This window comes from Microbacterium sp. GCS4, assembly GCF_001262495.1.
Lineage (GTDB): Bacteria > Actinomycetota > Actinomycetes > Actinomycetales > Microbacteriaceae > Microbacterium.
On record NZ_LGYE01000002.1, the window covers coordinates 399,682 to 421,012 of the forward strand.

Below are 21,331 nucleotides of genomic sequence, written 5' to 3' on the forward strand. Positions count from 1 at the left end.
CGCTGCGCTCGCTCAACGACCGGAGTGGGGGCGGCCTCGGGGTCGTTGAGCGAGGAGCGCAGCGACGAGACGAAACGCGCGACCTTCTACAGTGCGGGGGTGCGCGGCGGGGGAGTGCGGCGCTCGCCGGGGTCGCCGGTCGCCTCGAATGCGGCCGCGAGTCGCAGCAGCCTCGTGTCGTCGTAGGCGCGTCCTGCGAAGGTCAGGCCGATCGGCATCCCGATGTCGGCCATGAGCCCCATCGGCACGGTCACGGTCGGGATGCCGAGGTGGCGCACCGTGAGGTTGCCGTTGGCGATCCAGGTGCCATTGCGCCAGCCGAGGTCGGCCGACGCCTCGTTCACGTCCATGTCGGCCGGGCCCACGTCGGCGACCGCGGGGAACACCACGGCGTCGAGGCCGAGGGCGTCCATCCACCCTTCCAGGTCGACGCGGCGGGTCTCCTCGAGTCCGCGCAGGCCCGCGGGCAGCTCCGGCATGTCGGTGATGCCGACGCCCGGGTTCGCGCGCACCCAGTCGGGGTACTCGGCGATGTCGTCGTCGAAGCCGGTGTAGCGGTCCGGCAGCGCCCCCTCCGGGTGCGGGAAGATCGTCGCACCGTCGACGTCGGCGAGCGTCGACAGGTGCGGGTCGCCGTTCGCCTGCAGGAAGTCCTCCCAGCCCCACGCCGACAGGTCGACGATCTCGCGGTGAAGGTATCCCGGTGACACGAGCCCTCGGGTCGCGACGGTCGGGGCGCCGGGGCGATCGCCCTCGTAGTTCGACACCACGGGGAAGTCGACCTCGATGACGGTCGCGCCGGCGTCCTCCAGGTCGCGGCGGGCTGCGTCCCAGCGCGCGATCACCGAGGCGCGGGTGTCGATGCGCTGCCCCGTGGGGCCGCCGATGCCGGGGGCGGCGGCGGTTCCGGCATCCGGGTCGGCATTGATGTACATGCGCGGGATGCCGATGCGAGCGCCGTCGAGCGTCGCGGCATCCGCGAGCGCGCGATACGACTCCGGCCGCACCGACGACGGTGCGGGGATCTCGACCCAGGGCTGCGCGCGCCAGAAGTCGCCACGGGTCTCGGCGTCGTTGGCGACGATCACGTCGAGCACCTCGAGCAGGTCGGCCATGGTGCGGGCGTGCGGCACCACGACGTCCATGGTCGGCACGAGGGGCCAGTTGCCGCGCGTGGAGATCACGCCGCGCGAGGGCGTGTAGGCGCACAGGGCGTTGTTCGTGGCGGGGCCTCGGCCGCTCGACCAGGTCTCCTCGCCGAGCCCGAACGCCGCGAAGCTCGCCGCCGTCGCGGTGCCCGACCCGTTCGAGGAGCCCGAGGCGAACGGAGCCGTGAGGAACTCGCCGTTGTACGGACTCTCGGCGCGGCCGTAGACGCCGCGCTGCATACCGCCGTTCGCCATGGGCGGCATGTTCGTCAGGCCCAGGCAGATCGCCCCGCCCGCGCGAAGGCGCTCGATCGTGAAGGCGTCGCGCTGCGCGATGAGCTCGGCGAAGGCCGGACTGCCGGATGCCGCGGTGAGGCCGCGCACGAGGTAGCTGTCCTTCGCGGTGTACGGGATGCCGTCGAGCGGCCCTCGGGTCTCGCCGCGCGCCCTCCGTGCGTCGGACGCCTCGGCCTCGGCGCGTGCCTCGGGGTTCGCGACGACCACCGCGTTGAGCGCGGTCGCGGTGCCGGGGGCGTCATAGGCCGCGATGCGAGCCAGGTACGCGTCGACGAGATCGACGGATGTCGCCGCGCCCGTCTCGAGCGCATGGCGGAGGTCGGCGATGGATGCTTCGTGGACGTTCATCGGGGCTGGCTCCTCGAGGTGGGGTGGGGCGTTTCGTCTCGCTGCGCTCGCTCAACGACCGGGGCTGCGCTCGCTCAACGACCGGGGCTGCGCTCGCTCAACGAGCGGGGCTGCGCTCGCTCAACGACCAGAGACGCGGGGCTGCTGCTGAGTGATGCAGTGGATGCCGCCGCCGCGGTCGAACAGGGGACGGGCGTCGACCGTGACGACGCGGCGCCCGGGGTAGGCGTCCGACAGGATCCCGCGCGCCGCGGCATCCGCCTTCTCGTCTCCGAAGCCGCACGCCACGACGCCGTCGTTGGTCACGAGGTGGTTGACGTAGCTCCAGTCCACGAAGCCCTCGTCGTCGCGCAGCGTCGCGGGGGCCGGCAGGTCGGTGATCTCGAAGCGCCGACCCGCGGCATCCGTCTGCTCCGACAGGTGTGCGCGCAGCGCGCGGGTGACCTCGTGGTCGGGGTGATCCGGGTCGTGCTGCGCGTGCAGCAGCAGACGCCCGGGGGAGGTGAGCGTCGCGACGATGTCGACGTGCCCGTTCGTGCCGAACTCGTCGTAGTCGCGGGTGAGGCCGCGCGGCAGCCATACGGCCTTCGTCGCCCCGATCGTCCTCGCCATCTCAGCCTCGACGCGCTGTCGGTCGGCGTAGGGGTTGCGTCGCGGGTCGAGCTGCACGGTCTCGGTGAGCAGTACGGTGCCTTCACCGTCGACGTGGATGCCGCCGCCCTCGTTCACGAGCGTCGAGCTGACGAGCTCGGCGCCGACCGCGCCGGCGATGATGCGGGCATGCTCGGCCGCCTTGCGCCACTGCGCCCACGCGGGGGCGCCCCACCCGTTGAAGATCCAGTCGACCGCGCCCAGCACCCCGGGTCGCTCGTCGTCGACCACGAACGTGGGGCCGGAGTCGCGCATCCAGAATTCGTCGACCGGGGCCTCGACGATCTCGACGCCGCCGCCCAGCATCCGTCGCGCACGATCGATCTCGGACGGGTCGACGAGCATCGTGACGGGCTCGAACTCGGCGACGGCGTGCGCGACCGCCGTCCAGGTCGTGTAGCCCTCCTCGCGTTCCGAGGCGCTCTCGCCGAGCGTCACCCCTTCGGCGGGGAACGCCATCCAGGTGCGCTCGTGCGGCGCGATCTCGGCGGGCATGTGCCAGGCCATGTGCTCGTCTCCTCGCTGTCTCTGCGGCTCCGCAGCGACGCTATTGAACATGCGATCAACGAGTGCTACGGTAGCCCGTGATGACCAGCACGTCAAGACCCGCGGCACCGCGACGGCTTCCCCCGGAGGAGCGGGAGCGGTCGATCGTCCACGGCGCCATCGGCCTCGCCTCCGAGAGCGGCCTCGAGGCGTTGACCGTGCGCGCCATCGCCGCTCGCGTGGGGGTCACGCCCGCGCTCGTCGCGCACTACCGACCCGTCATGGACTCCTTCGTCGCCGAGGTCTTCACGTCGATCGTGTCGGCCGAGCGCGACGAGGTCATCGCCTCCTACGACCCCGCACTCGACCTGCGCACCAACCTGCTGCGGCTCATCGAGACGCTGCTCGACGATGCGCGCGACGACGTCGCGATGGTGTGGGCGCAGTCCTGGGCGCTCGGCGTGCGCAACGAGACTCTCGCCGCCCGCGTGCGCTCCGAGATGGACGGATGGCAGAGCGCCCTGGAGGACCTCATCGCGCGCGCCGTCGTCGAAGATCCGCGCCTGCGGGTCGACCCCGCCTCATCCGCGTGGATGCTGCTCGCGATGGTCGACGGCATGAGCGCGCACTCCCTCGTGGGGTGGGCGCCGCACGATCGCGCGGCTCTTGCCCGCCGAACCCTGGCCGCCGTGCTCGACGCGCCGGCCGACGACAACCCGCTCGCCGTCGCCGCGGCCGAGAGTTAGGAAACCGCTCATGGCAGCAGACCGCATGCACGCGGCATCACCGGAGTCCACCGCGATCGTCGACGCCGTGCTCGACTACTCGCGACGACGGATGCTGGCCGCAGACGTCCCGCTCGACAAGCCGCAGACGCCGGCCGAGCTGAACCGCCTCGTCGGCACGACGATCACCGACCGGGGACTCGGAGCGCAGCGCGCCCTCAGCGTGTTCGAGCACATCCTCGCGCCGGCGTGCCTCACGACCAGCCACCCGTCCTACCTGTCGTTCATCCCCACGGCGCCGACGATCGCGTCGATCGCGTTCGACCTGGTCGTCTCGGCCTCCGGGCTCTACGGCGGCAGCTGGCTCGAGGGCGCGGGCGCGGTGCACGCCGAGAACGAGGTGCTGTCGTTCCTCGCCTCCGAGTTCGGGCTGCCCGACTCGGCCGGCGGCGTCTTCGTGCAGGGCGGCACGATCGGCAACCTGTCGGCTCTCGTGGCCGCGCGCGAGTCCGCGAAGGCACGCCTCGCCGAGCGCGGCGTCGAGCCGCCCGCGCGCTGGAAGATCCTGTGCAGCGTCGAGGCGCACTCCTCGAACAAGTCGGCCGCGAAGGTGATGGACGCCGACGTGCTGCTCGTACCCGCGGGCGATGACGGAGTGCTGCGGGCGGATGCCGTGCGCGCGGCGCTCGAGGAGCACGGCGACGAGATCTGCGCCGTGGTGGCGACCGGCGGATCGACGAACTTCGGCATCGTGGACGACATCCGAGGCATCGCGGCGCTCAAGGACGACTTCGACTTCTGGCTGCACATCGACGGCGCCTACGGTCTCACCGCGATGCTCGCGCCCGAGGCCCGCCCGGTGTTCTCGGGTGTGGAGCGTGCCGACTCGGTGATCGTCGACCCGCACAAGTGGCTGTTCGCGCCCTTTGACTGCTGCGCGCTGATCTATCGCGACCCCGAGGCCGGGCGTCGCGCGCACACGCAGCACGCCGAGTACCTCGACACGCTCACGGATGCCGGGGACTACAGCCCGTCCGACTACTCGATCCAGCTCACGCGTCGTCCCCGGGGCCTGCCCCTGTGGTTCTCTCTCGCGACTTACGGAGTGGAGGCGTATCGCGACGCCGTCAGCGCGACGCTGGCGCTGACGCAGCGCATCGCGGCCGAGATCGCCGCACGCCCCGAGCTGCGGCTCGTGCGCGACCCGCAGCTCTCGGTCGTCGTGTTCGAGCGCGAGGGATGGGAGCGCGCCGACTACGACCGCTGGTCCGACGAGCTGCTCGACTCGCAGCGCGCGTTCGTGGTGCCGAGCTCGCACCGCGGGCGGCCGAACACCCGCTTCGCGATCCTCAACCCGCTCACCACGTTCGAGGAGCTCACCGGCATCCTCGACACCATGAAGTGAGGGCGGGTCGCGCTGATCCACGGATCTGACGCGCACGCCCCCATCCGGTCCCGCCTCCGCGACGAACGACCAGCATGCGCCGCCGCCGATCTCTCGCCTCCGTGATCGCCCTCGCCCTGGGCCTGACGGCGTGCAGTCCGTCGCCCGCCCCGGACGCGTCGCCCGCTCCGGGCGACGGGCCGGTGGCCGCCTTCTACGGGGACTCGTACACGCTCGGAACCGGAGCGAGCGACGAAGCAAATCGCTGGTCGACCGTCATCAGCGCGTCGCGGGGATGGCGAGAGTTCAACCCCAGCGTGAACGGGCTCGGGTTCGTGAACCAGCGGCGCTCCTTCGGCGAGGACGACCTGCCCGCGCTGATCATCGCGGAGGATCCCGACATCGTCGTCATCACGATGGGACTCAACGACAACTTCAGCTACGCCCACCGGGCCGACCGCATCCGTGAGGCCATCGTCGAGGACTTCACCCGGCTGCACGACGCACTCCCCGACGCGCGCTTCGTCGTGGTCGAGCCGTTCTGGTACACCGAGGACCGCCCCGACTCCGTCGAGATCATCAGCGGGTGGGTCCAGGACGCCGCGTCGACGATCGGCGCCGACTGGATCCCGGGAGCGAGTCACTGGCTCGACGAGCACTATGCCGGGTCGGAGGACAGCTGGATGGCGGCGGATGGACTGCATCCGTCCGACGAGGGGTACGCGCAGATGGCAGAGCGGATGGATGCCGCGCTGAAGGAGCTGGACCCGCCGCTCTAGGGGAGTCCCGATGCACTGCGCGGCGAAACCGTCAGCTCCTCTCAGCGCGTCGTGTGCGCGTCGAGGAAGTCGAGAGTCCGCTCCAGGGCGGTCTGCGCGTCGGGCATGTCGAGGTGGAACTGATACTCGTGGGGCAGCGACGGCTCGTGCGGCGCGGGCCAGAACAGCGTCGTGACGTCGACGCCGAGCTCGTCCAGCCGCTGCGCCATCGGGATCGACTGCAGCCACGTGAGGCCGTCGCCGTTGCCGCCGGAGATGTACGTCGTGGGGAAGTCGGCGGTGACCCAGTCGATGGTCGACATGGTGGCGCCGGTCGAGTCCTCCGCCCAGGTCTTGGTCCCCGAGTACGCCCACATCGCCGACTTGAAGCCCCATCCGGCCACACCGTCGAGGCGCGCGAGCGCGGCGAGGTCGTACACCCCGCAGTTGAGGATCGTGGCGACGAGCTGCGATGCCTCGATCGAGGGCTCGACACCGAGGATGTCGGCATAGTCCGGATTCGTGACGAGGGTCGCCATCTGGCTCGCGAGCTGCCCGCCGGCGGAGTCTCCGGCTAGGACGATCTGCTGCGGGTCGACCCCGAGGTCGGCGGCGTGCTCGTCGATGTACGCCAGCGCCTCGTTCAGCTGCGTCACGGCGAGCGGGTACACGCCTTCGGGGCCGATCGTGTAGTTCACGCCGATGGTCGTGTAGCCCTCGGCTGCGAGGATGCGCAGGTACGGGGCGACGTTCTCCTTCTCGCCCGAGATCCACGCGCCGCCATGGATCCACACCACGGTCGGCAGGGGACCGGACGCGGATGCCGGGGCGAAGACGTCCATGGTCGTGTCGGCGCCGGCATCGCCGTATGCCATGTCGAGGTGCTCGGTGAGCTCGACGTCGGGCACGTGCTTCTGCATCTCGGCCGCGGTCTCGGCGCCGCCCTTCTCGAACACAGCCCGGATGAGGATCGCCGACGGCCAGGGCGACAGCGACGTGACGATTCCGATGATCACGGCCACGACGGCCACCATGAGGAGTGCGATCTTCGTCCGGCGCCAGCGACGCTCGCGGCGGATCGGCCGGGGACGCTGGTCGTCGGTCATCGTCGCGGACTGCTCCGCGGGCGCGCTCGTGGTCATGGAAACCCCTCTCCGCGCTCAGTGTGCCAGTATTCCGGTTCGGCGTGCGCGGATGACGCCCCGATCTGCGGAGCCCGTCCCGATCCGCGGGTGAGTCGCCGGGATCCTTCGGTCGATCGGGACAAGGTCCGCGAATCGGGACGCCAGGGGACAGGACGGAGGCACCGCGGCGGCTGAACCGCCAGGGGTGAACCCACGGTTCGGCGTCGACGGCGCACGAGACGGCCGTTCCGCGACATCGGTGTCGCCTATCGTGAGAGGAGGCACTCGCCTCCGCGCCGATCCGCGCCGCACCACCCCCGTCTCTCCGGAGCCCCGATGTCCCTCTGCACTCCTGCGCCCGCGCGCCGCCGTTCTGACGCGGATCCGACATGACCACCACCGTCGGTGAGGTCTTCGCCGAGGGTGTCTGGGGTCGGGGATGCCGTGTCCGGGCCATTCTGTCGGTCGTGGGTTTCTGCGGACATCAGCTGGCCGAGGTCATGGTGCCCGTCGCGGTCGGCGTGGTGATCGATCGGGCGATCGGCCCGGGTGACCCGGTCGCGCTCGGTTGGGCGCTCGCCTTCCTCGTCGCCGTGTTCGCGGTGCTGATCTGTGCCTGGCAGCTCGGCGACCGCTCCGGCACCGTCGTCTACGCGCGCGGCGAGCACGCGCTGCGGCAGGGGGTGCTCGGGCTCGCGCTGCACCGGCGCACCCGCCGCCCTGCGGGCGAGGTCCTGACGATCTCCTCCTCGGATGCCGGGCAGACCGCCGGGTTCTTCTGGGTCATCGCCGAACAGGCGGCCGCCGCGACCGCGGTGCTCGTCGCCTGTGTGACGCTGCTCGTGATCGCGTGGCCGCTCGCGATCGCCGTCGTGATCGGCACGCTCGTGCAGGCGTTCCTCGTGCATCTCGTCAGCGGCGGGTTGCGGCGCCGCGGCTATGAGGCGCAGAAGCGGGCGGCGCGCCTCGATGCCGTGAGCACCGACTTCGCGACGGGGCTGCGCGTGCTGGGGGCGCTGGGCGGAGCATCCCGCGCCACCGAGCGCTACGTCGCCGAGAGCGCGATCGCGGCCGAGGCCGCCTATCGTGCCGAGAAGGCCGCCGCCGGCCTCACGGCGCTGAACCTCCTGGTGAGCGGACTCGCGTTCACCGGCATCGCGATGCTCGGCGGATGGCTCGCACTCGACGGCGCCATCACGGTCGGCGGCTTCGTCACGGCGATGGGCCTCGCGCAGACGATCCGCGGGCCCCTGCAGTCGCTCGGCTACCTGCCGGCCGCGATCGCCTCGAAGCACGGCTCGGCGCGGCGCATCGCGGAGTTCTCGGCCGAGACGGGCGCGGTCGCGGACGGCGTCGGGTCATCCGCCGCGACGCTCGCCGTGATCGCGCCCGAGAACGGGATCGTCGCTCGCCTGCGCGTCGCCGGCCGGGAGATCGAGCTCGCGGCCGGTCAGGTCACCGGCATCCGCGCCGATCCCGAGCTCGTCGTCGACCTCTCCCGCTTGTTCGGGGGGCTTCGTCCTGCCGAACCCGGCGAACTCGTGATCCACGGGACGGATGCCGCGAAGCTCGGCGACGCGGCCCTGCGCGCGGCCGTCTTCGCGCCGCCGCACGATGCCGCCGTGTTCAGCGGCACGGCGGCCGAGAACATCGCGCCGCGCATCCACGCCGCCCATCTCGCGGCGTCCGCGTTCGACGAGGTGCTGCGCCGGCTGCCCGAGGGGCTCGATGAGAGGGTCGGCGAACGCGGTCTGCGCCTGTCCGGCGGTCAGCGTCAGCGCCTCCTGCTCGCCCGTGCGCTGCACCAGCCGCAGCCGCTTCTCGTGCTGCACGAGCCCACGACGGCGATCGACCCGATCACCGAGGCGCAGGTCGCGGCGGGACTCGCGAGCGAGGGGCGCACAATCGTCCTGCTCACCGACCGCGCTTCGCTGCTGTCCTCCTGTCACCGGGTGCACGATCTGCGGGAGGCGCGCGCATGAGCGACGAGAAGCTCCCGATCGCGACCCGTCGCGACACCGCCCGGGGGCTGCTGACCGCGCTCGGCCACCGCCGGGGCCTGGTGCTCGCCTCGATGCTCGCGCTGTGCGCGGGTGTCGGTGCCGCGCTCGTCGCTCCGTGGGTCATCGGCCTCATGGTCGACGACATCGTGGCCGACGGCGGAGCGCTCCTGCCCTTCGGCCTCGCGCTCGCCGGGTCGCTCGCGGCGGGCGCCGCGCTCACCTGGGTCGGCCGGGTGCTGCTCGCGCGCCTCGGCCAGGGGACGATCCGCGAGGTGCGCGAGGCCGCGTTCGGCACCGCGCTCGCCCAGCCGACGGCGCGCATCGAGGCGGCCGGCACGGGCGATCTCGTCGCGCGGCTGTCCGGTGACGTCCGCGCGGTCGGCGAGGTCGTCGAGGAGGCGCTGCCCGCCTTCCTCACGGCCCTGTTCGGCATCGTGCTCAGCCTCCTCGGCCTCGGACTGCTGGATTGGCGCTTCGCCCTCGCGGCGCTCGCCGCGGCTCCGATCCAGTACTTCTCGCTGCGCTGGTTCCTGCGCCGCTCCGCCCCGGTGTACCGCGAGCACCGGGTCGTGGTCGCCGAGCGCGGTCAGCGCACGATCGAGGCGGTGCGCGGCGTCGACACGGTCCGCGCCCTGCGCGCGGAGGACCTGCATCTCGACCGCATCGCCGAGTCCAGCGAGCAGGCGATCGCGCTCGAGGTGCGGGCCACGAAGGTGCGCAACGACTTCAACGTGTTCCTCAACGGCGCGGAGCTCGTCGGCCTCTCGGCGGTGCTGGTGGTCGGGTACCTGCTCGTCACGGGCGGTCACGTCGAGCTCGGCGCGGCGACCGCGGCCGCCCTGTACTTCCTCGGGCTGTTCGGGCCGATGGGAACCCTGCTGTACCGGATCGACGAGCTGCAGGATGCCGGAGCCAGCCTCGCGCGCCTGTTCGGGGTGATCGGACTCCCGACGCCGCGCGAGCGTCCGGCCGATGTCGCATCGGCGAAGCACCACGGTGCGATCGAGGTCGACGGGCTGTCGTTCAGCCACTCGCCGGATCGGCGCGACCTCGACGGGGTCTCGCTCTCTGCCGCTCCCGGCGACACGATCGCGATCGTCGGAGCGAGCGGTGCGGGCAAGACGACGCTCGCCCGGGTGCTCGCCGGCGCGTTGCCCGTGGGGGAGGGCACGGTGCGCCACGACGACCGGGGCATCGAGGACTGGCATCCGCACGACCTCCGCGATGCGGTCGCGATGCTGAGCCAGGAGCCGCACGTGTTCGCGGGGACGGTCCGCGACGACCTCGCCCTGTTCGGCGACGGCGACGAGGAACGGATGCGCGCCGCGATCGACCGTCTCGGCGCCGACTGGATCCTCCGGCTGCCCGAGGGCCTCGACACCGTGATCGGGGAGGCGGGACATCCGCTGACCCCCGGTCAGGCGCAGCACCTCGCGCTCGTGCGGGTCGCCCTGTCGGCGGCATCCGTGGTCATCCTCGACGAGGCCACGGCCGAGGCGGGGTCGGCCGATTCGGAACTGCTCGACGGCGCTTCGCTGGGGGCGATCGATGGACGCACCGGCATCGTGATCGCGCATCGGCTGAGTCAGGCGGTCGTCGCCGACCGCATCCTGGTGATGCAGGACGGACGAGTCGTGCAGTCCGGGACGCACGAGGAGCTCGTCGCGGATGACGGGCCCTACGCCGAGCTGTGGGCGGCATGGTCCCGGTGGTGAACTCCCCGCTCAGGGCGTGAGGGCCCGGATGATGCGGCTCGTCGCGTAGTCGAAGGCCTCGTCGACGTCGCCGCCGAGACGGAACGCGCCGCTGAGCTCCATCTGCAGGAAACCGGTCGCCCACGCGGTGAACAGGCGCGCCGCGTCGAGGGCGTCGTCGGGGCCGACCAGACCCTCGCAGGCACGGAGCACCGGGCGGGCCGTCTCCCGGAGGGCCTCGGGCGGTGCCGACGAGGTGAACAGGAGGCGGAACCCCTCGGGCTGGTCGTGCGCGAAGCCGCGATAGGCGACGGCGATCTCGGCGAGCCCGCCGTCGGTGCGCTCGAGGCGTTCGGTGAGTTCGTCGGCCACGGCCTGGGTCACCGCGACGAGCAGCGCCTCGCGGTCGCGCACGCGTTTGTACAGCGAGGGGGCGCGGACGCCGACGCGCGCTGCGACGGCCTGCATCGTGACGCCGGCGGGGCCGTGCTCTTCGAGGATCGCGCGGCCGGCCGCGACGATGGCGGGGAGCGAGGTGCGGTCGGGTGTCGGCATCCGGTTCTCCAGGTGTCGGGTCGCGTCGGTGCGGGTCACGATGGCTATTGACAATAGCCATGATAGCTACGTATCGTAGCCTTCGCAACCGAAGGGATCCGTCATGAAGCTCGCACCCCATCTGCACCGCCTCGGAAACGACATCGTCGCCTCGTACCTGATCGACCTGCCCGAGGGGACCACGCTGATCGACGCCGGGATGCCGGGGCACTGGCACGACTTGCAGCGCGAACTCGCGGAGATCGGCCGGCCCCTCTCCGACATCCGCGGGGTCGTCCTCACCCACGGCGACAGCGACCACATCGGCTTCGCGGAGCGGCTGCGCACCGAGGCCGGGGTGCCGGTGTTCATCCACGCCGCCGACGCGCACCGCGTCCGCACCGGCGAGAAGCCGAAGACGCCGATGGGGCCCTCGCATCTCGCCCCGATGCTCGGGTTCCTCGCCTACGGCATCCGCAAGAACGCGCTGCGCACGAGACACGTCGCCGAGGTCGTCGAGGTCGCCGAGGGCGACGTGCTCGACCTGCCAGGCGCGCCCGTGATCATCGGGATGCCGGGGCATTCGCCGGGCAGCGTCGCGATCCACGTACCGGCGGTCGACGCCGTCTTCGTGGGCGACGCCCTCACCACGCGGCACGTCCTGACGGGGCGCGAGGGCGCGCAGCCGGCGCCGTTCACCGACGAGCCCGAGCGCGCGCTCGACTCCCTAGACCGGCTCGCCGCCGTCCCGGCATCCTGGGTCCTGCCCGGCCACGGCGCGCCGTGGCACGGCACACCCGCCGACATCGTCCAGGCCGTGCGCGCCGCCGGCTGAGGCGGGTTCACACCTCCCGATCTGCCCACGACGTCCCGATCTGCGGACGTCGTCCCGATTCGCGGATGGATCGGGCAGATCCGTCAGCGGATCGTGCCCGGGTCAGCAGATCGGGACGACGGACGCCCCGCTCAGAGCCCAGCCGTCACCGACGCCGTGTCGCCCACCATCAGCTGCGGCGGATACAGGCCCATGACGTGCAGGGCGGCGGCATGGTTCTCGGCCGTCGACCCCGCGCAGGCGTCGGCGGCGATGGTGACGTGCGCCCCGGCATCCGCGGCGGCGAGGGCGGTCGAGAGCACGCAGCAGTCGGTGGAGACGCCGGCCAGCACGACGTGTGCGCCGCGCCCCACGATCGCCTCGATCTCGGAGCCCCACTTGCCGAACGTCGGCAGGTCGAGGGTCGGATGCGGCGACAGGTCCTGCGCCTCGGGAACGAGGTCGAACAGCGCGTCGTCGGCGGGCCGGTCGGCGAACGGCCACTCCGCGAAGTAGTCGCCCCAGGCCGTGGAGCGGTCGGCAGTCGGCATCCATCGGGTGACGAGCACACGGTCGCCGAACACCGCCGCGAGCTCGCGGATGCGCACGATCGCGTCGCCGAAGAACGGCGACCCCCAGGCCGAATCGCGTGAGGCGAAGATGTTCTGCGGGTCGATCACGACCAGCCAGGGATCGCTCACGCGGCGGCTTCCTGCCGGCGGATCCTCCCGGCTCGCGCGAACCAGGTGAAAACGAACGACAGCACGAGCGCGAAGAAGACGCCGAGATTCGCGTAGGCCCAGTCACCCTCGCGCCCGCCGATCAGGAACAGCAGGTATCCCTGCCAGTTGTTCCACGGAGCATCCGCCGCGAAGTTGTTGACCACGAGGCCCCAGCCGATCACGCTCGTGACCACCATGGTGCCGATCGACGTCCAGTCCCACGCCCCGTAGCGGCCGCGGCTGTCGAACAGCGCCTCCTCGTCGTAGTCCTTCCGGCGGCGCAGGATGTCGGCGATGAGGATGCCGGCCCAGGAGGCGAGCGGGACGCCGAGCGTGATGAGGAAGCTCTGGAACGGCCCGAGGAAGTCGCCTGCGAAGAAGACGACGAAGATCGTGCCGAGCGTGAGGATCACGCCGTCGATCGCCGCCGCCGAGGGGCGGGGGATGCGGATGCCGAGACTGATCAGCGTGAGCCCGGAGGAGTAGATGCCGAGCACCGCGCCCGACACGAGGGCGAGCACGGCGGTGAGCAGGAACGGCACGAGCACCCACACGGGCAGGAGCGTCGCGAGGGCGCCGATCGGGTCGGCCTGCACGGCGGCGAACAGGTCGTCGTTCGAGCCCGCGAGCAGGAGCCCGAAGACCACGAGGAGGACCGGGGCGATCGATCCGCCGATCGTGTTCCACGCGACGATCGCGCCGTCGGAGGCCGTGCGCTTCTGATACCGCGACCAGTCAGCGGCGATGTTGATCCACCCGAGCCCGAAGCCGGTCATGACCATGACGAGCGCACCGATGACCTGGCCGAGGCCGCCGTCGGGACGCGCCATGACGGCGGCGAGGTCGATGCTGGGCGCGGCGAGGATCACGTAGAGGACCGTGACGGCGCCGGTGAGCCAGGTGAGCACCGACTGCAGCTTCATGATCGTGTGATAGCCGAGCACGGAGGCGGTGACGATGAGAGCCGCGACGATCACGGTCGCGATGATCTTCAGCGCGATGCTGTCGCCGTCGCCGCCGAGCTGGGTGATCACGGTCGCGGTGGCGAGGACGGCCAAGATCGCCAGGAACGTCTCCCAGCCGATCGAGGTGAGCCACGACACGATTCCCGGGACCTTCTGCCCGTGCACGCCGAACGCCGCGCGCGACAGCACCACGGTCGGCGCCGAACCGCGCTTTCCGGCGATCGCGATGAGCCCGCAGAGCAGGAACGACACGACGATGCCGATGACCGACACGATCGTCGCCTGCCAGAACGAGATGCTGAAGCCGAGCACGAACGACCCGTACGACATGCCGAACACCGACACGTTCGCCGCGAACCACGGCCAGAACAGGTCGCGGGGCCGGGCGGTGCGCTCGGACTCGGGGATGATCTCGATGCCCGCGCGCTCGATGAGGGCGCCGCGGGTCTCCACCGGCTGGATCTGCGTCATCTGCTCATGATGGCACCCCAGCCCGTCTGTTTCTGCCGAACGGCACAAATGGAGGGTCCCAAGGGTGCGTTCCGCAGAAATAGACGGGTCTGTCAGCCGGCGAAGAAGGCTCCCGCCACGCGCGTGAGGTCGTGCAGGTCGGAGACGCCGGCGAGCTCTCGCGCCGAGTGCATCGACAGGATCGGGATGCCGACGTCGACGGTGCGGATGCCGAGGCGCGTGGCCGTGATGGGGCCGATCGTCGACCCGCAGGGCACGTTGTTGTTCGACACGAACTCCTGGGTCACGACGTCGGCTGTGTCGCACCAGCCGCGCCAGGCGGCGGAGCCGACGGCATCCGTCGCGTACCGCTGGTTGGCGTTGAGCTTGAGGATCGGGCCGGAGCCCAGCACGGGCTGCACGACGGGGTCGTGCTTCTGCGCGTAGTTCGGGTGCACGGAGTGGCCGACGTCGCTCGACAGGCACCACGACGAGGCGAAGGCCTGGCGGCGCTGGGAGGCGTCCGCGCCCAGGGCGTCGTACACGCGGCCGAGCACGTCCTCGAGGAAGGGCCCGGCGGCGCCGGAGCGCGAGTTCGAGCCGAGCTCCTCGTGGTCGAAGGCGGCGAGCACGGCGATCGGACCGGAGTGGGCGGCCCCCGCCTTTTCGAGCGCGACCACCCCGGCGTGCACGGAGGCGAGGTCGTCGAGGCGGCCGGAGGCGAAGAACGCGTCGTCCTTGCCGAACACGGCGCCGCGCGCGGCGTCGGCGATCACGACGTCGTAGCCGCGGATGTCGTCGGCGGGGACGCCCGCAGACCCGGCGAGCTCGGCGAGGACGTCGGCCTCGCTCGCGTCGCCCAGTCCCCACACGGGCTGCGTCTCGGCCTGTTTGTCGAGGGCGAGGCCGTTGTTGTTGACGCCACGGTCGAGGTGCACCGCGAGCTGGGGGAGGCGCAGGAGGGCGCCGGTGTCGGCGAGCACGACGCGGCCGTCGGCGAGAGCCAGACGACCCGCGAGACGCAGCTCGCGGTCGAGCCAGGAGTTCAGCAGCGGGCCGCCGTAGATCTCCACCGCGGCCTGCAGCCATCCGCGGGAACCGATGGTGGGCTGCGGCTTGAGCTTGAAGCCGGGGGAGTCGGTGTGCGCGCCGAACACGTTCGTCGGGGTGGTGGCGGTCGCGTCGGCGGGCACGGTCCACGCGATCGTCGCGCCGTCGCGGACGACGACATAGCGACCCCCGGGGGCGATCTCCCACGCCTGCTCCTCGTGGAGGCGCTCGAATCCGGCGTCCTCGAGCCTGCGGGCTGTCTCGGCCGCGGCGTGGTAGCTGGAGGGGGAGGCGGCGACGAAGTCGGCGAGGTCCTCGGCGTGGGCGATGGCGTCCGGGGTGACGGGCATGGTCGACCTTCCTGATGGCGTGTTTCGATCGTAATCGGCGCGGGCGAGGGGTGCGGACGAGCGCGTCCTGAGCGCCTGTATGCCGATATGCCGATATGGACTTAAGTCTGAGGCTCGGTTAGGGTCCCATTTCAGGGAGTCGCGTCGTTTCGAACGGCGCGGGGAGGCTCCGGGGGAGAAACAGGGGAAAGCTGTGTCTGCACACGCTCACTCGTCTATTCGGCGCGCCCTCGCAGGGGCGCTGTCGGTGCTGATGATCGCGGCGGGACTCACCGTCGTCACCGAGACCGTCGCGCCGTTGCCGGCGTCTGCCGCGCAGGATCCGACGCAGTGCGCCGGATCCCTCGCGCTCGCCAACGGCAGCTTCGAGCAGCCGGCGTTCACCACGGGAGTGTCGATCGTCAACGCGGACGTCGTTCCGGGATGGTCGACGACCGCGACCGACAAGCAGATCGAGATCTGGCGCTCTCCCGGCAACCCGCGAGGCTACGCCGCAGCTCAGGGATCGCAGTTCGCCGAGCTCAACGCCACGCAGGCGAGCATGCTCTACCAGGACGTGGCGACCACCCCCGGCCAGACGCTGTACTGGTCGCTCAAGCACCGCGGCCGCGAAGGCACCGACACCATGCGTGTCATGATCGGCGTCCCGGGGGGCACGCTCACCAACGTCAGCGGATCCCTCGCCGACGGCACCGCCGCGTGGGGCACGCACACCGGCTCGTACACGGTGCCCGCCGGGCAGACGACGACCCGCTTCGGCTTCCAGGCCGTGAGCACGGCGACCGGCAACCAGTCGGTCGGCAACCTGCTCGATGACATCTCCTTCGGCACCGGCCCCTGTCTCATCTCGACCAAGACGGTCGCCAACCTCACGCGCGGCGGAACGACGGCCGAGATCGGCGACACGCTGCGCTACACCGTGACCACGCGCAACGACGGCGGCAACCCCGCCCTCCAGTCGGTCTCGACCGACGTGCTCCCGGCCGGCATCGACTTCGTGCCCGGCTCGATCCGCCTCGTCAGCGGGGCGGGCGCCGGAGCGCTGACGGATGCGACGGGCGACGACCGCGGCGAGTACGCGGCCGGCAGCCGCACCGTTCGCGTCCGTCTCGGAGAGGGCGGCACGGCGACCACCGGCGGCTCCATCAGCGCCGGCACCGTCACCTCCTACACGTTCGACGCGAAGGTCCGGACGGATGCCGCGGCCACGACCATCGTGAACGAGGCGCGCGTCGCCTTCCGCGAGCCGGTCACGAACCTCGATCGGACCTCGGTCACGCAGGAGACGCTGACGCCCGTCAACCCCGCGGCCGACCTCGCCGTCACGAAGACGCTCGACACCACACCTCTCGTGGCGGGACGCCCCGCGACCTTCACGATCGGGGTGACGAACAACGGCCCGCAGACCGGTACGGGGGTCACCGTGACGGATGCCGTGCCCGCGGGGTTCGCGAACGTCCAGGCGGTCCCGAGCTCGGGCACCTGCACCGTGACCGGGACGATCACGTGCGCGCTGCCGGACCTCGCGGTCGGCGCGAGCGCCACGATCACGGTCACGGGAGACATCTCGCCGTCGTTCACCCCTGGCGCGGCGCTCACGAACACCGCGACGGTGTCCGGCTCCCGCTTCGACGCGAACCTCGCGAACAACACCGCCACCGCGTCAGGGACGCTCACCGCGGTCGCCGACCTCTCGGTGACCAAGACCTTCGACCCCGCGACGCCCGTGGCCGGTCAGAACGTGACCTACACGCTCACGACGCAGAACGCGGGCCCCTCCGAAGCGCGCGACGTGCGCCTCAACGATCCGCTCGACCCCGAGACGACGTTCGTCAGCGCGGCGACGCAGCAGGGCACGTGCGCGGTCGCGAACGGCATCCTCGACTGCGCGATCGGCACGCTGGCGCCCGGGCAGACCGTGGTCACCACCGTGGTCGTGCAGATCGCGGCGGGTGCGAGCGCGGTCGTGCAGAACTCCGTCGCCGTCACGAGCAGCACCCCCGACCCGGACCCGAGCAACAACGTCGACTCCACGAGCTTCCAGCCCGAGATCATCGCCGACCTCGCGGTCGAGAAGACCGCCTCGGTCGCGCAGGTCGCCGCTGGCGGCACGGTCGACTTCACCCTCGCGGTGCGGAACCTGGGCTCCTCGGATGCCGTGAACGCGGTGCTCTCCGACACGGTGCCCGCGGGCTTCACGGTGACCGGGGTGCAGGCTCCGGCCGGTGCGGTGTGCTCCTCCACCACGACTTCGGTGAGCTGCGTCTGGGACGTGCTCCCGGTCGGCGGACCGACGCCCGTGGTCGTGAACACGGTCGTCGCGGCCGACGCCCCCACCGGCACCGTGATCAACACCGCGTCGATCGCCTCGCCCGCCGACGATCAGGACCCGACGAACAACTCCGACTCGGCCGAGGTCGAGGTCGTGCAGAGCGCCGATCTCGCGATCGCCAAGACCGCTCCGGCGACCGGAGTCCCCGGCGGTGCGTTCACCTACACGCTCGCCGTCACGAACAACGGCCCGTCCGTCGCCCGCGGCGCCACGCTCTCGGACACCCTGCCCGCCGACTTCACGGCCGCCGCCGTCGGCACCGCCGGCTGCGAGATCGTCGCCGGTACCGTGACCTGCGCGCTCGGCGATCTCGCTCCGGGCGCCTCCACGACCGTGACGGTCGACGGGGTCTGGAGCGCCACCGCCGTGGGCACGATCCGCAACACCGCGACGACCTCGTCCGCGACGCCGGATCCGAACACCGCGAACAACACCTCGTCCGCGGACGTCGCGCTCACGCCGAGCGCGGACGTGAACGTCGTGAAGACGACCTCCACGCCCAGCGTGCCGCTCGGCGGGACCGCCGACTTCGTCATCACGGTGCGCAACGACGGCCCCTCGGCTGCCGCAGGAGTCGTCGTCGCGGAGCTCGCGCCCGCAGGCCTCGCGGTGACCTCGGCCACGCCGTCCGTCGGCACCTGGGCTCCCACGGACCACCGCTGGACGGTCGGCACGCTCCTGCCCGGCGAGTCCGCGACCCTCACGGTGACCGCCACCGCGACCGCGGTCGGCACGCACACCAACACGGCGACCGCGACGTCGCCCACGCCCGATCCCGACCCCTCCGACAACACCGGCACGTCGACCGTCGAGGTCACCCCCTCGGCCGACCTGTCGATCGTGAAGACGGCCTCGGCGAACCCGGCGCCCTCGAACGGACCGCTCACGTACACGATCGTCGTGACGAACGCCGGGCCGAGCCCGGCATCCGCCGTCGTGATCTCGGATGCGCTCCCCGCCGCGTTGCTGAACGCGTCGACGCCGACCGCGGGATGCTCGATCGCCGCCGGCGCGCTCGACTGCGCGATCCCGACGCTCGCGGTGGGCGCGACGTTCACGGCCACCGTCACCGGCACCGTCGATCCCGCCTCGGCGGACACCACGATCGCGAACACGGCGACCGTGACCTCCGACACCCCCGACCCCTACCCCGACGACAACACCTCGACCGTCGAGGTGCCGATCGCCGGCGTTCCCGGCATCGAGCTCGTCAAGGCCGTCGCCGCGCCCGTCGACGCGAACGGCACCGGCCGCATCGACGTCGGCGACACCGTGGACTACACGTTCACGGTCCGCAACACGGGCGATGTGACGCTCACGGATGCCAGCCTCTTCGATTCCGTGCTCGGCGGCGCGATCGCCTGCGCGGCGCTGGCCGACCCGCTCGCGCCCGGCGCCGCCGTGACGTGCGGTCCGGTGTCGTACACGCTCACCCAGGCGGACATCGATGCCGGAACAGTGCACAACGATGCCGACGTGAGTGCCGAGTCCGCGTTCGGCCTGGTGTCCGACGACGCCTCCGCCGATGTGACCGTGCCGTCGGTCAACAGCATCGTGCTGACCAAGACGCCGAGCACCGTGGTCGACGTCGACGGCGCGGGTCAGGTGACCTCGGGCGACACGATCGCCTACACGTTCACGGTCACCAACACCGGCACCACGACGCTGCAGAACGCGGAGATCACCGACCCGATGCTGGGCGGCGGCGTGACCTGCGCTGCTCTCGACGGCGTGTCCCTCGCACCGGGGCAGTCGATCACGTGCGCTCCGGTCGACTACACGCTCACCCAGGACGACATCGACCAGGGCGTCGTGCGCAACACGGCGACCGTCACGGCCGACGCGCCGGACGGCACCGTCGACGACACGGCATCCGCATCCGCCGACATCGACCGCACGGCGGGAATCGATCTCGTCAAGACGGTCGGTCAGGTGCGTGACACCGTCGCGGATGGCGCGGTCGGGGCGGGCGACACCGTCGAGTACTCCTTCACCGTGCGCAACACCGGCAACACGACACTGACCGACGTGGCGGTGACCGACCCGCTGCTCGGCACCGGGACCCTCTGCACGGTCGCGTCGCTCGCCGTCGGGGCGTCCGCCGACTGCGGTCCGTACACGTACACGCTGACGCAGCAGGACATCGAGGACGGACGTCGGCCCAACACCGCGACCGCCGCCGGCACGAGCCCTCTGGGGCCCGTGGGCGACACCTCGTCCGCCGAGGTCCTGTTCGCGGGGACCGCGGCGATCGCACTCACCAAGACGCCGACCCAGCCGGTCGACGCGACCGGTGACGGCATGATCGGCGCGGGTGACACCGTCGGGTACTCGTTCACGATCCGCAACACCGGCACCACGTTGCTCACCGGCATCCTGCTCGACGACCCGCTCCTCGGCGGTGCCATCGACTGCCCGGCGCTCGACGGGCTCGCGCTCGCACCGCAGACGGACGTCGTGTGCGGACCGGTCGACTACGTCCTCACGCAGGCCGACGTCGACGCCGGAGAGGTGCGCAACACCGCGACCGTGAGCGGTCAGTCGGTCGCCGGTCCCGCCGACGACGAGGACTCGGCCGACGTGACGGTGGTCGGCACGGACGCCCTCACGCTGCTGAAGTCGGCGGCGGCGGTCGTCGACGCGAACGGCAACGGCCGGACCGACGCGGGCGACACGATCGCGTACACCTTCACCGTGACGAACACGGGGACCACGACGCTGACGGGCGTCACGGTGTCCGACCCCCGTCTCGACGGCGCCGTGGTGTGCGACGAGACCGAGATCGCTCCCGGAGCCTCGACCGTGTGCACCGGCCCCGTGGCGGTGCTGACGCAGGCCGAGATCGACGCGGGCGAGATCGTCAACACCGCCACCGCGACGGGCACCGGTACGGGCGACCAGCCGCCGACGACGGAGGACACGGTCGTGACGCCGCTCGAGGCGCAGCCGGCGATCGCGCTGGCCAAGACCGGCGGCGAGTACGCCGACGCGAACGGCAACGGCAAGACGGATGCCGGCGACACGATCGCGTTCCGCTTCGTCGTGACCAACACGGGGGCCCGCACGCTGACGGACGTCGCGATCGACGATCCGAAGCTCGGTGGTGCCGTGGAGTGCGCCATCCCCGCCCTCGCTCCCGGAGCGACCGCGGCCTGCGGACCGATCGCCTACACGCTGACGGCCGCCGACATCGCGAACGGGCAGGTCGTGAACGTCGCGACCGTGCGGGGCGCAGCGGGAGCGATCGTCGTGACGGCGGCGGCCACGGCCACCGTGGACCTCTCCGCGCTCGCGACCACGGGCGGCGTGATCACCGGTCTCGGATGGGCACTCGCGCTGCTCGTCGTCGGCGCGCTCGTGCTGCTCGTCGCCCGGATGCGCCGCCGGACCCAGGACGCGTGAGCGACGAGACGGAATACGACGGAGGGGCGGGATGCGACGGCATCCCGCCCCTTGTCGAGCCCCCAACCGGTATGCCGATATAGAGCCGCGCGCA

Annotated in this window: 14 protein-coding genes; 7 read left to right on the forward strand and 7 right to left on the reverse strand. The window is 71.6% G+C overall.

Annotation, left to right across the window (positions count from 1 at the left end; genetic code table 11):
• Positions 1–86: 86 nt before the first annotated feature.
• Both AKH00_RS09140 and AKH00_RS09145 read right to left on the reverse strand, forming a co-directional pair.
• Complete coding sequence (locus tag AKH00_RS09140) at positions 87–1,793, reverse strand: amidase (protein ID WP_050722409.1); 1,707 nt, start codon at positions 1,791–1,793, stop codon at positions 87–89.
• 120 nt (positions 1,794–1,913) lie between these two features.
• The gene (locus AKH00_RS09145) at positions 1,914–2,951 is read right to left on the reverse strand and encodes an agmatine deiminase family protein (protein ID WP_050722410.1); all 1,038 of its coding nucleotides are present in this window, start codon (positions 2,949–2,951) and stop codon (positions 1,914–1,916) included.
• Positions 2,952–3,031: 80 nt separating this feature from the next.
• Between AKH00_RS09145 and AKH00_RS09150 the strand changes: the two genes are divergently transcribed.
• The 3 genes from AKH00_RS09150 (at position 3,032) to AKH00_RS09160 (ending at position 5,818) form a co-directional block, all read left to right on the forward strand.
• Entirely contained in the window at positions 3,032–3,676 is a 645-nt protein-coding gene (locus AKH00_RS09150; RefSeq protein ID WP_050722411.1) for a TetR/AcrR family transcriptional regulator, read from the forward strand.
• Between the two features lie 10 nt (positions 3,677–3,686).
• Positions 3,687–5,060 carry a pyridoxal phosphate-dependent decarboxylase family protein gene (locus tag AKH00_RS09155; protein WP_050722412.1) on the forward strand — a complete coding sequence of 458 codons (1,374 nt, stop codon included), beginning with the start codon at positions 3,687–3,689 and terminating at the stop codon, positions 5,058–5,060.
• 74 nt (positions 5,061–5,134) lie between these two features.
• Positions 5,135–5,818 (forward strand): SGNH/GDSL hydrolase family protein, encoded by a 684-nt coding sequence (locus AKH00_RS09160; RefSeq protein WP_050722413.1) that lies wholly within the window; start codon positions 5,135–5,137, stop codon positions 5,816–5,818.
• Positions 5,819–5,859: 41 nt separating this feature from the next.
• On the opposite strand, the gene AKH00_RS09165 is transcribed toward AKH00_RS09160, so the two are convergent.
• A complete protein-coding gene (locus AKH00_RS09165; protein WP_235556730.1) occupies positions 5,860–6,939 on the reverse strand; it encodes an alpha/beta hydrolase in 1,080 nt (359 codons plus the stop codon).
• A gap of 371 nt (positions 6,940–7,310) precedes the next feature.
• On the opposite strand from AKH00_RS09165, the gene AKH00_RS09170 reads away from it, so the two are divergent.
• Positions 7,311–8,903, forward strand: a complete 1,593-nt coding sequence (locus tag AKH00_RS09170) for an ABC transporter transmembrane domain-containing protein (protein ID WP_050722414.1) — start codon at positions 7,311–7,313, stop codon at positions 8,901–8,903.
• Positions 8,900–10,639 (forward strand): ABC transporter ATP-binding protein, encoded by a 1,740-nt coding sequence (locus AKH00_RS09175; RefSeq protein WP_050722415.1) that lies wholly within the window; start codon positions 8,900–8,902, stop codon positions 10,637–10,639. Before AKH00_RS09170 ends, AKH00_RS09175 begins: the two co-directional genes overlap by 4 nt.
• A 9-nt stretch (positions 10,640–10,648) precedes the next feature.
• Here the strand turns inward: AKH00_RS09175 and AKH00_RS09180 are convergent, their stop codons facing one another.
• Positions 10,649–11,212: a TetR/AcrR family transcriptional regulator gene (locus tag AKH00_RS09180; RefSeq protein ID WP_235556731.1), complete on the reverse strand. Its 564-nt coding sequence runs from the start codon at positions 11,210–11,212 to the stop codon at positions 10,649–10,651.
• A gap of 64 nt (positions 11,213–11,276) precedes the next feature.
• Between AKH00_RS09180 and AKH00_RS09185 the strand changes: the two genes are divergently transcribed.
• Entirely contained in the window at positions 11,277–11,987 is a 711-nt protein-coding gene (locus tag AKH00_RS09185) for an MBL fold metallo-hydrolase (RefSeq protein ID WP_050722416.1), read from the forward strand.
• Positions 11,988–12,118: 131 nt separating this feature from the next.
• On the opposite strand, the gene AKH00_RS09190 is transcribed toward AKH00_RS09185, so the two are convergent.
• The 3 genes from AKH00_RS09190 to AKH00_RS09200 form a co-directional block, all read right to left on the reverse strand.
• Complete coding sequence (locus AKH00_RS09190) at positions 12,119–12,667, reverse strand: cysteine hydrolase family protein (RefSeq protein WP_050722417.1); 549 nt, start codon at positions 12,665–12,667, stop codon at positions 12,119–12,121.
• Positions 12,664–14,124, reverse strand: a complete 1,461-nt coding sequence (locus tag AKH00_RS09195; RefSeq protein ID WP_050722418.1) for a purine-cytosine permease family protein — start codon at positions 14,122–14,124, stop codon at positions 12,664–12,666. The genes AKH00_RS09190 and AKH00_RS09195 overlap by 4 nt, the downstream gene beginning before the upstream one ends.
• Before the next feature lie 92 nt (positions 14,125–14,216).
• A complete protein-coding gene (locus AKH00_RS09200; protein WP_050722419.1) occupies positions 14,217–15,503 on the reverse strand; it encodes a M18 family aminopeptidase in 1,287 nt (428 codons plus the stop codon).
• Positions 15,504–15,696: 193 nt separating this feature from the next.
• Between AKH00_RS09200 and AKH00_RS09205 the strand changes: the two genes are divergently transcribed.
• On the forward strand, positions 15,697–21,237 hold the full coding sequence (locus AKH00_RS09205; RefSeq protein ID WP_161804386.1) for a DUF7507 domain-containing protein: 5,541 nt from the start codon (positions 15,697–15,699) through the stop codon (positions 21,235–21,237).
• The last annotated feature ends 94 nt before the right edge of the window (positions 21,238–21,331 follow it).

Coding starts and splice junctions, on each gene's coding strand:
- AKH00_RS09140 (WP_050722409.1), bottom strand. CDS start 1,793: ATGAACGTCCACGAAGCATCCATCGCCGACCTCCGCCATGCGCTCGAG.
- AKH00_RS09145 (WP_050722410.1), bottom strand. CDS start 2,951: ATGGCCTGGCACATGCCCGCCGAGATCGCGCCGCACGAGCGCACCTGG.
- AKH00_RS09150 (WP_050722411.1), top strand. CDS start 3,032: ATGACCAGCACGTCAAGACCCGCGGCACCGCGACGGCTTCCCCCGGAG.
- AKH00_RS09155 (WP_050722412.1), top strand. CDS start 3,687: ATGGCAGCAGACCGCATGCACGCGGCATCACCGGAGTCCACCGCGATC.
- AKH00_RS09160 (WP_050722413.1), top strand. CDS start 5,135: ATGCGCCGCCGCCGATCTCTCGCCTCCGTGATCGCCCTCGCCCTGGGC.
- AKH00_RS09165 (WP_235556730.1), bottom strand. CDS start 6,939: ATGACCACGAGCGCGCCCGCGGAGCAGTCCGCGACGATGACCGACGAC.
- AKH00_RS09170 (WP_050722414.1), top strand. CDS start 7,311: ATGACCACCACCGTCGGTGAGGTCTTCGCCGAGGGTGTCTGGGGTCGG.
- AKH00_RS09175 (WP_050722415.1), top strand. CDS start 8,900: ATGAGCGACGAGAAGCTCCCGATCGCGACCCGTCGCGACACCGCCCGG.
- AKH00_RS09185 (WP_050722416.1), top strand. CDS start 11,277: ATGAAGCTCGCACCCCATCTGCACCGCCTCGGAAACGACATCGTCGCC.
- AKH00_RS09195 (WP_050722418.1), bottom strand. CDS start 14,124: ATGACGCAGATCCAGCCGGTGGAGACCCGCGGCGCCCTCATCGAGCGC.
- AKH00_RS09200 (WP_050722419.1), bottom strand. CDS start 15,503: ATGCCCGTCACCCCGGACGCCATCGCCCACGCCGAGGACCTCGCCGAC.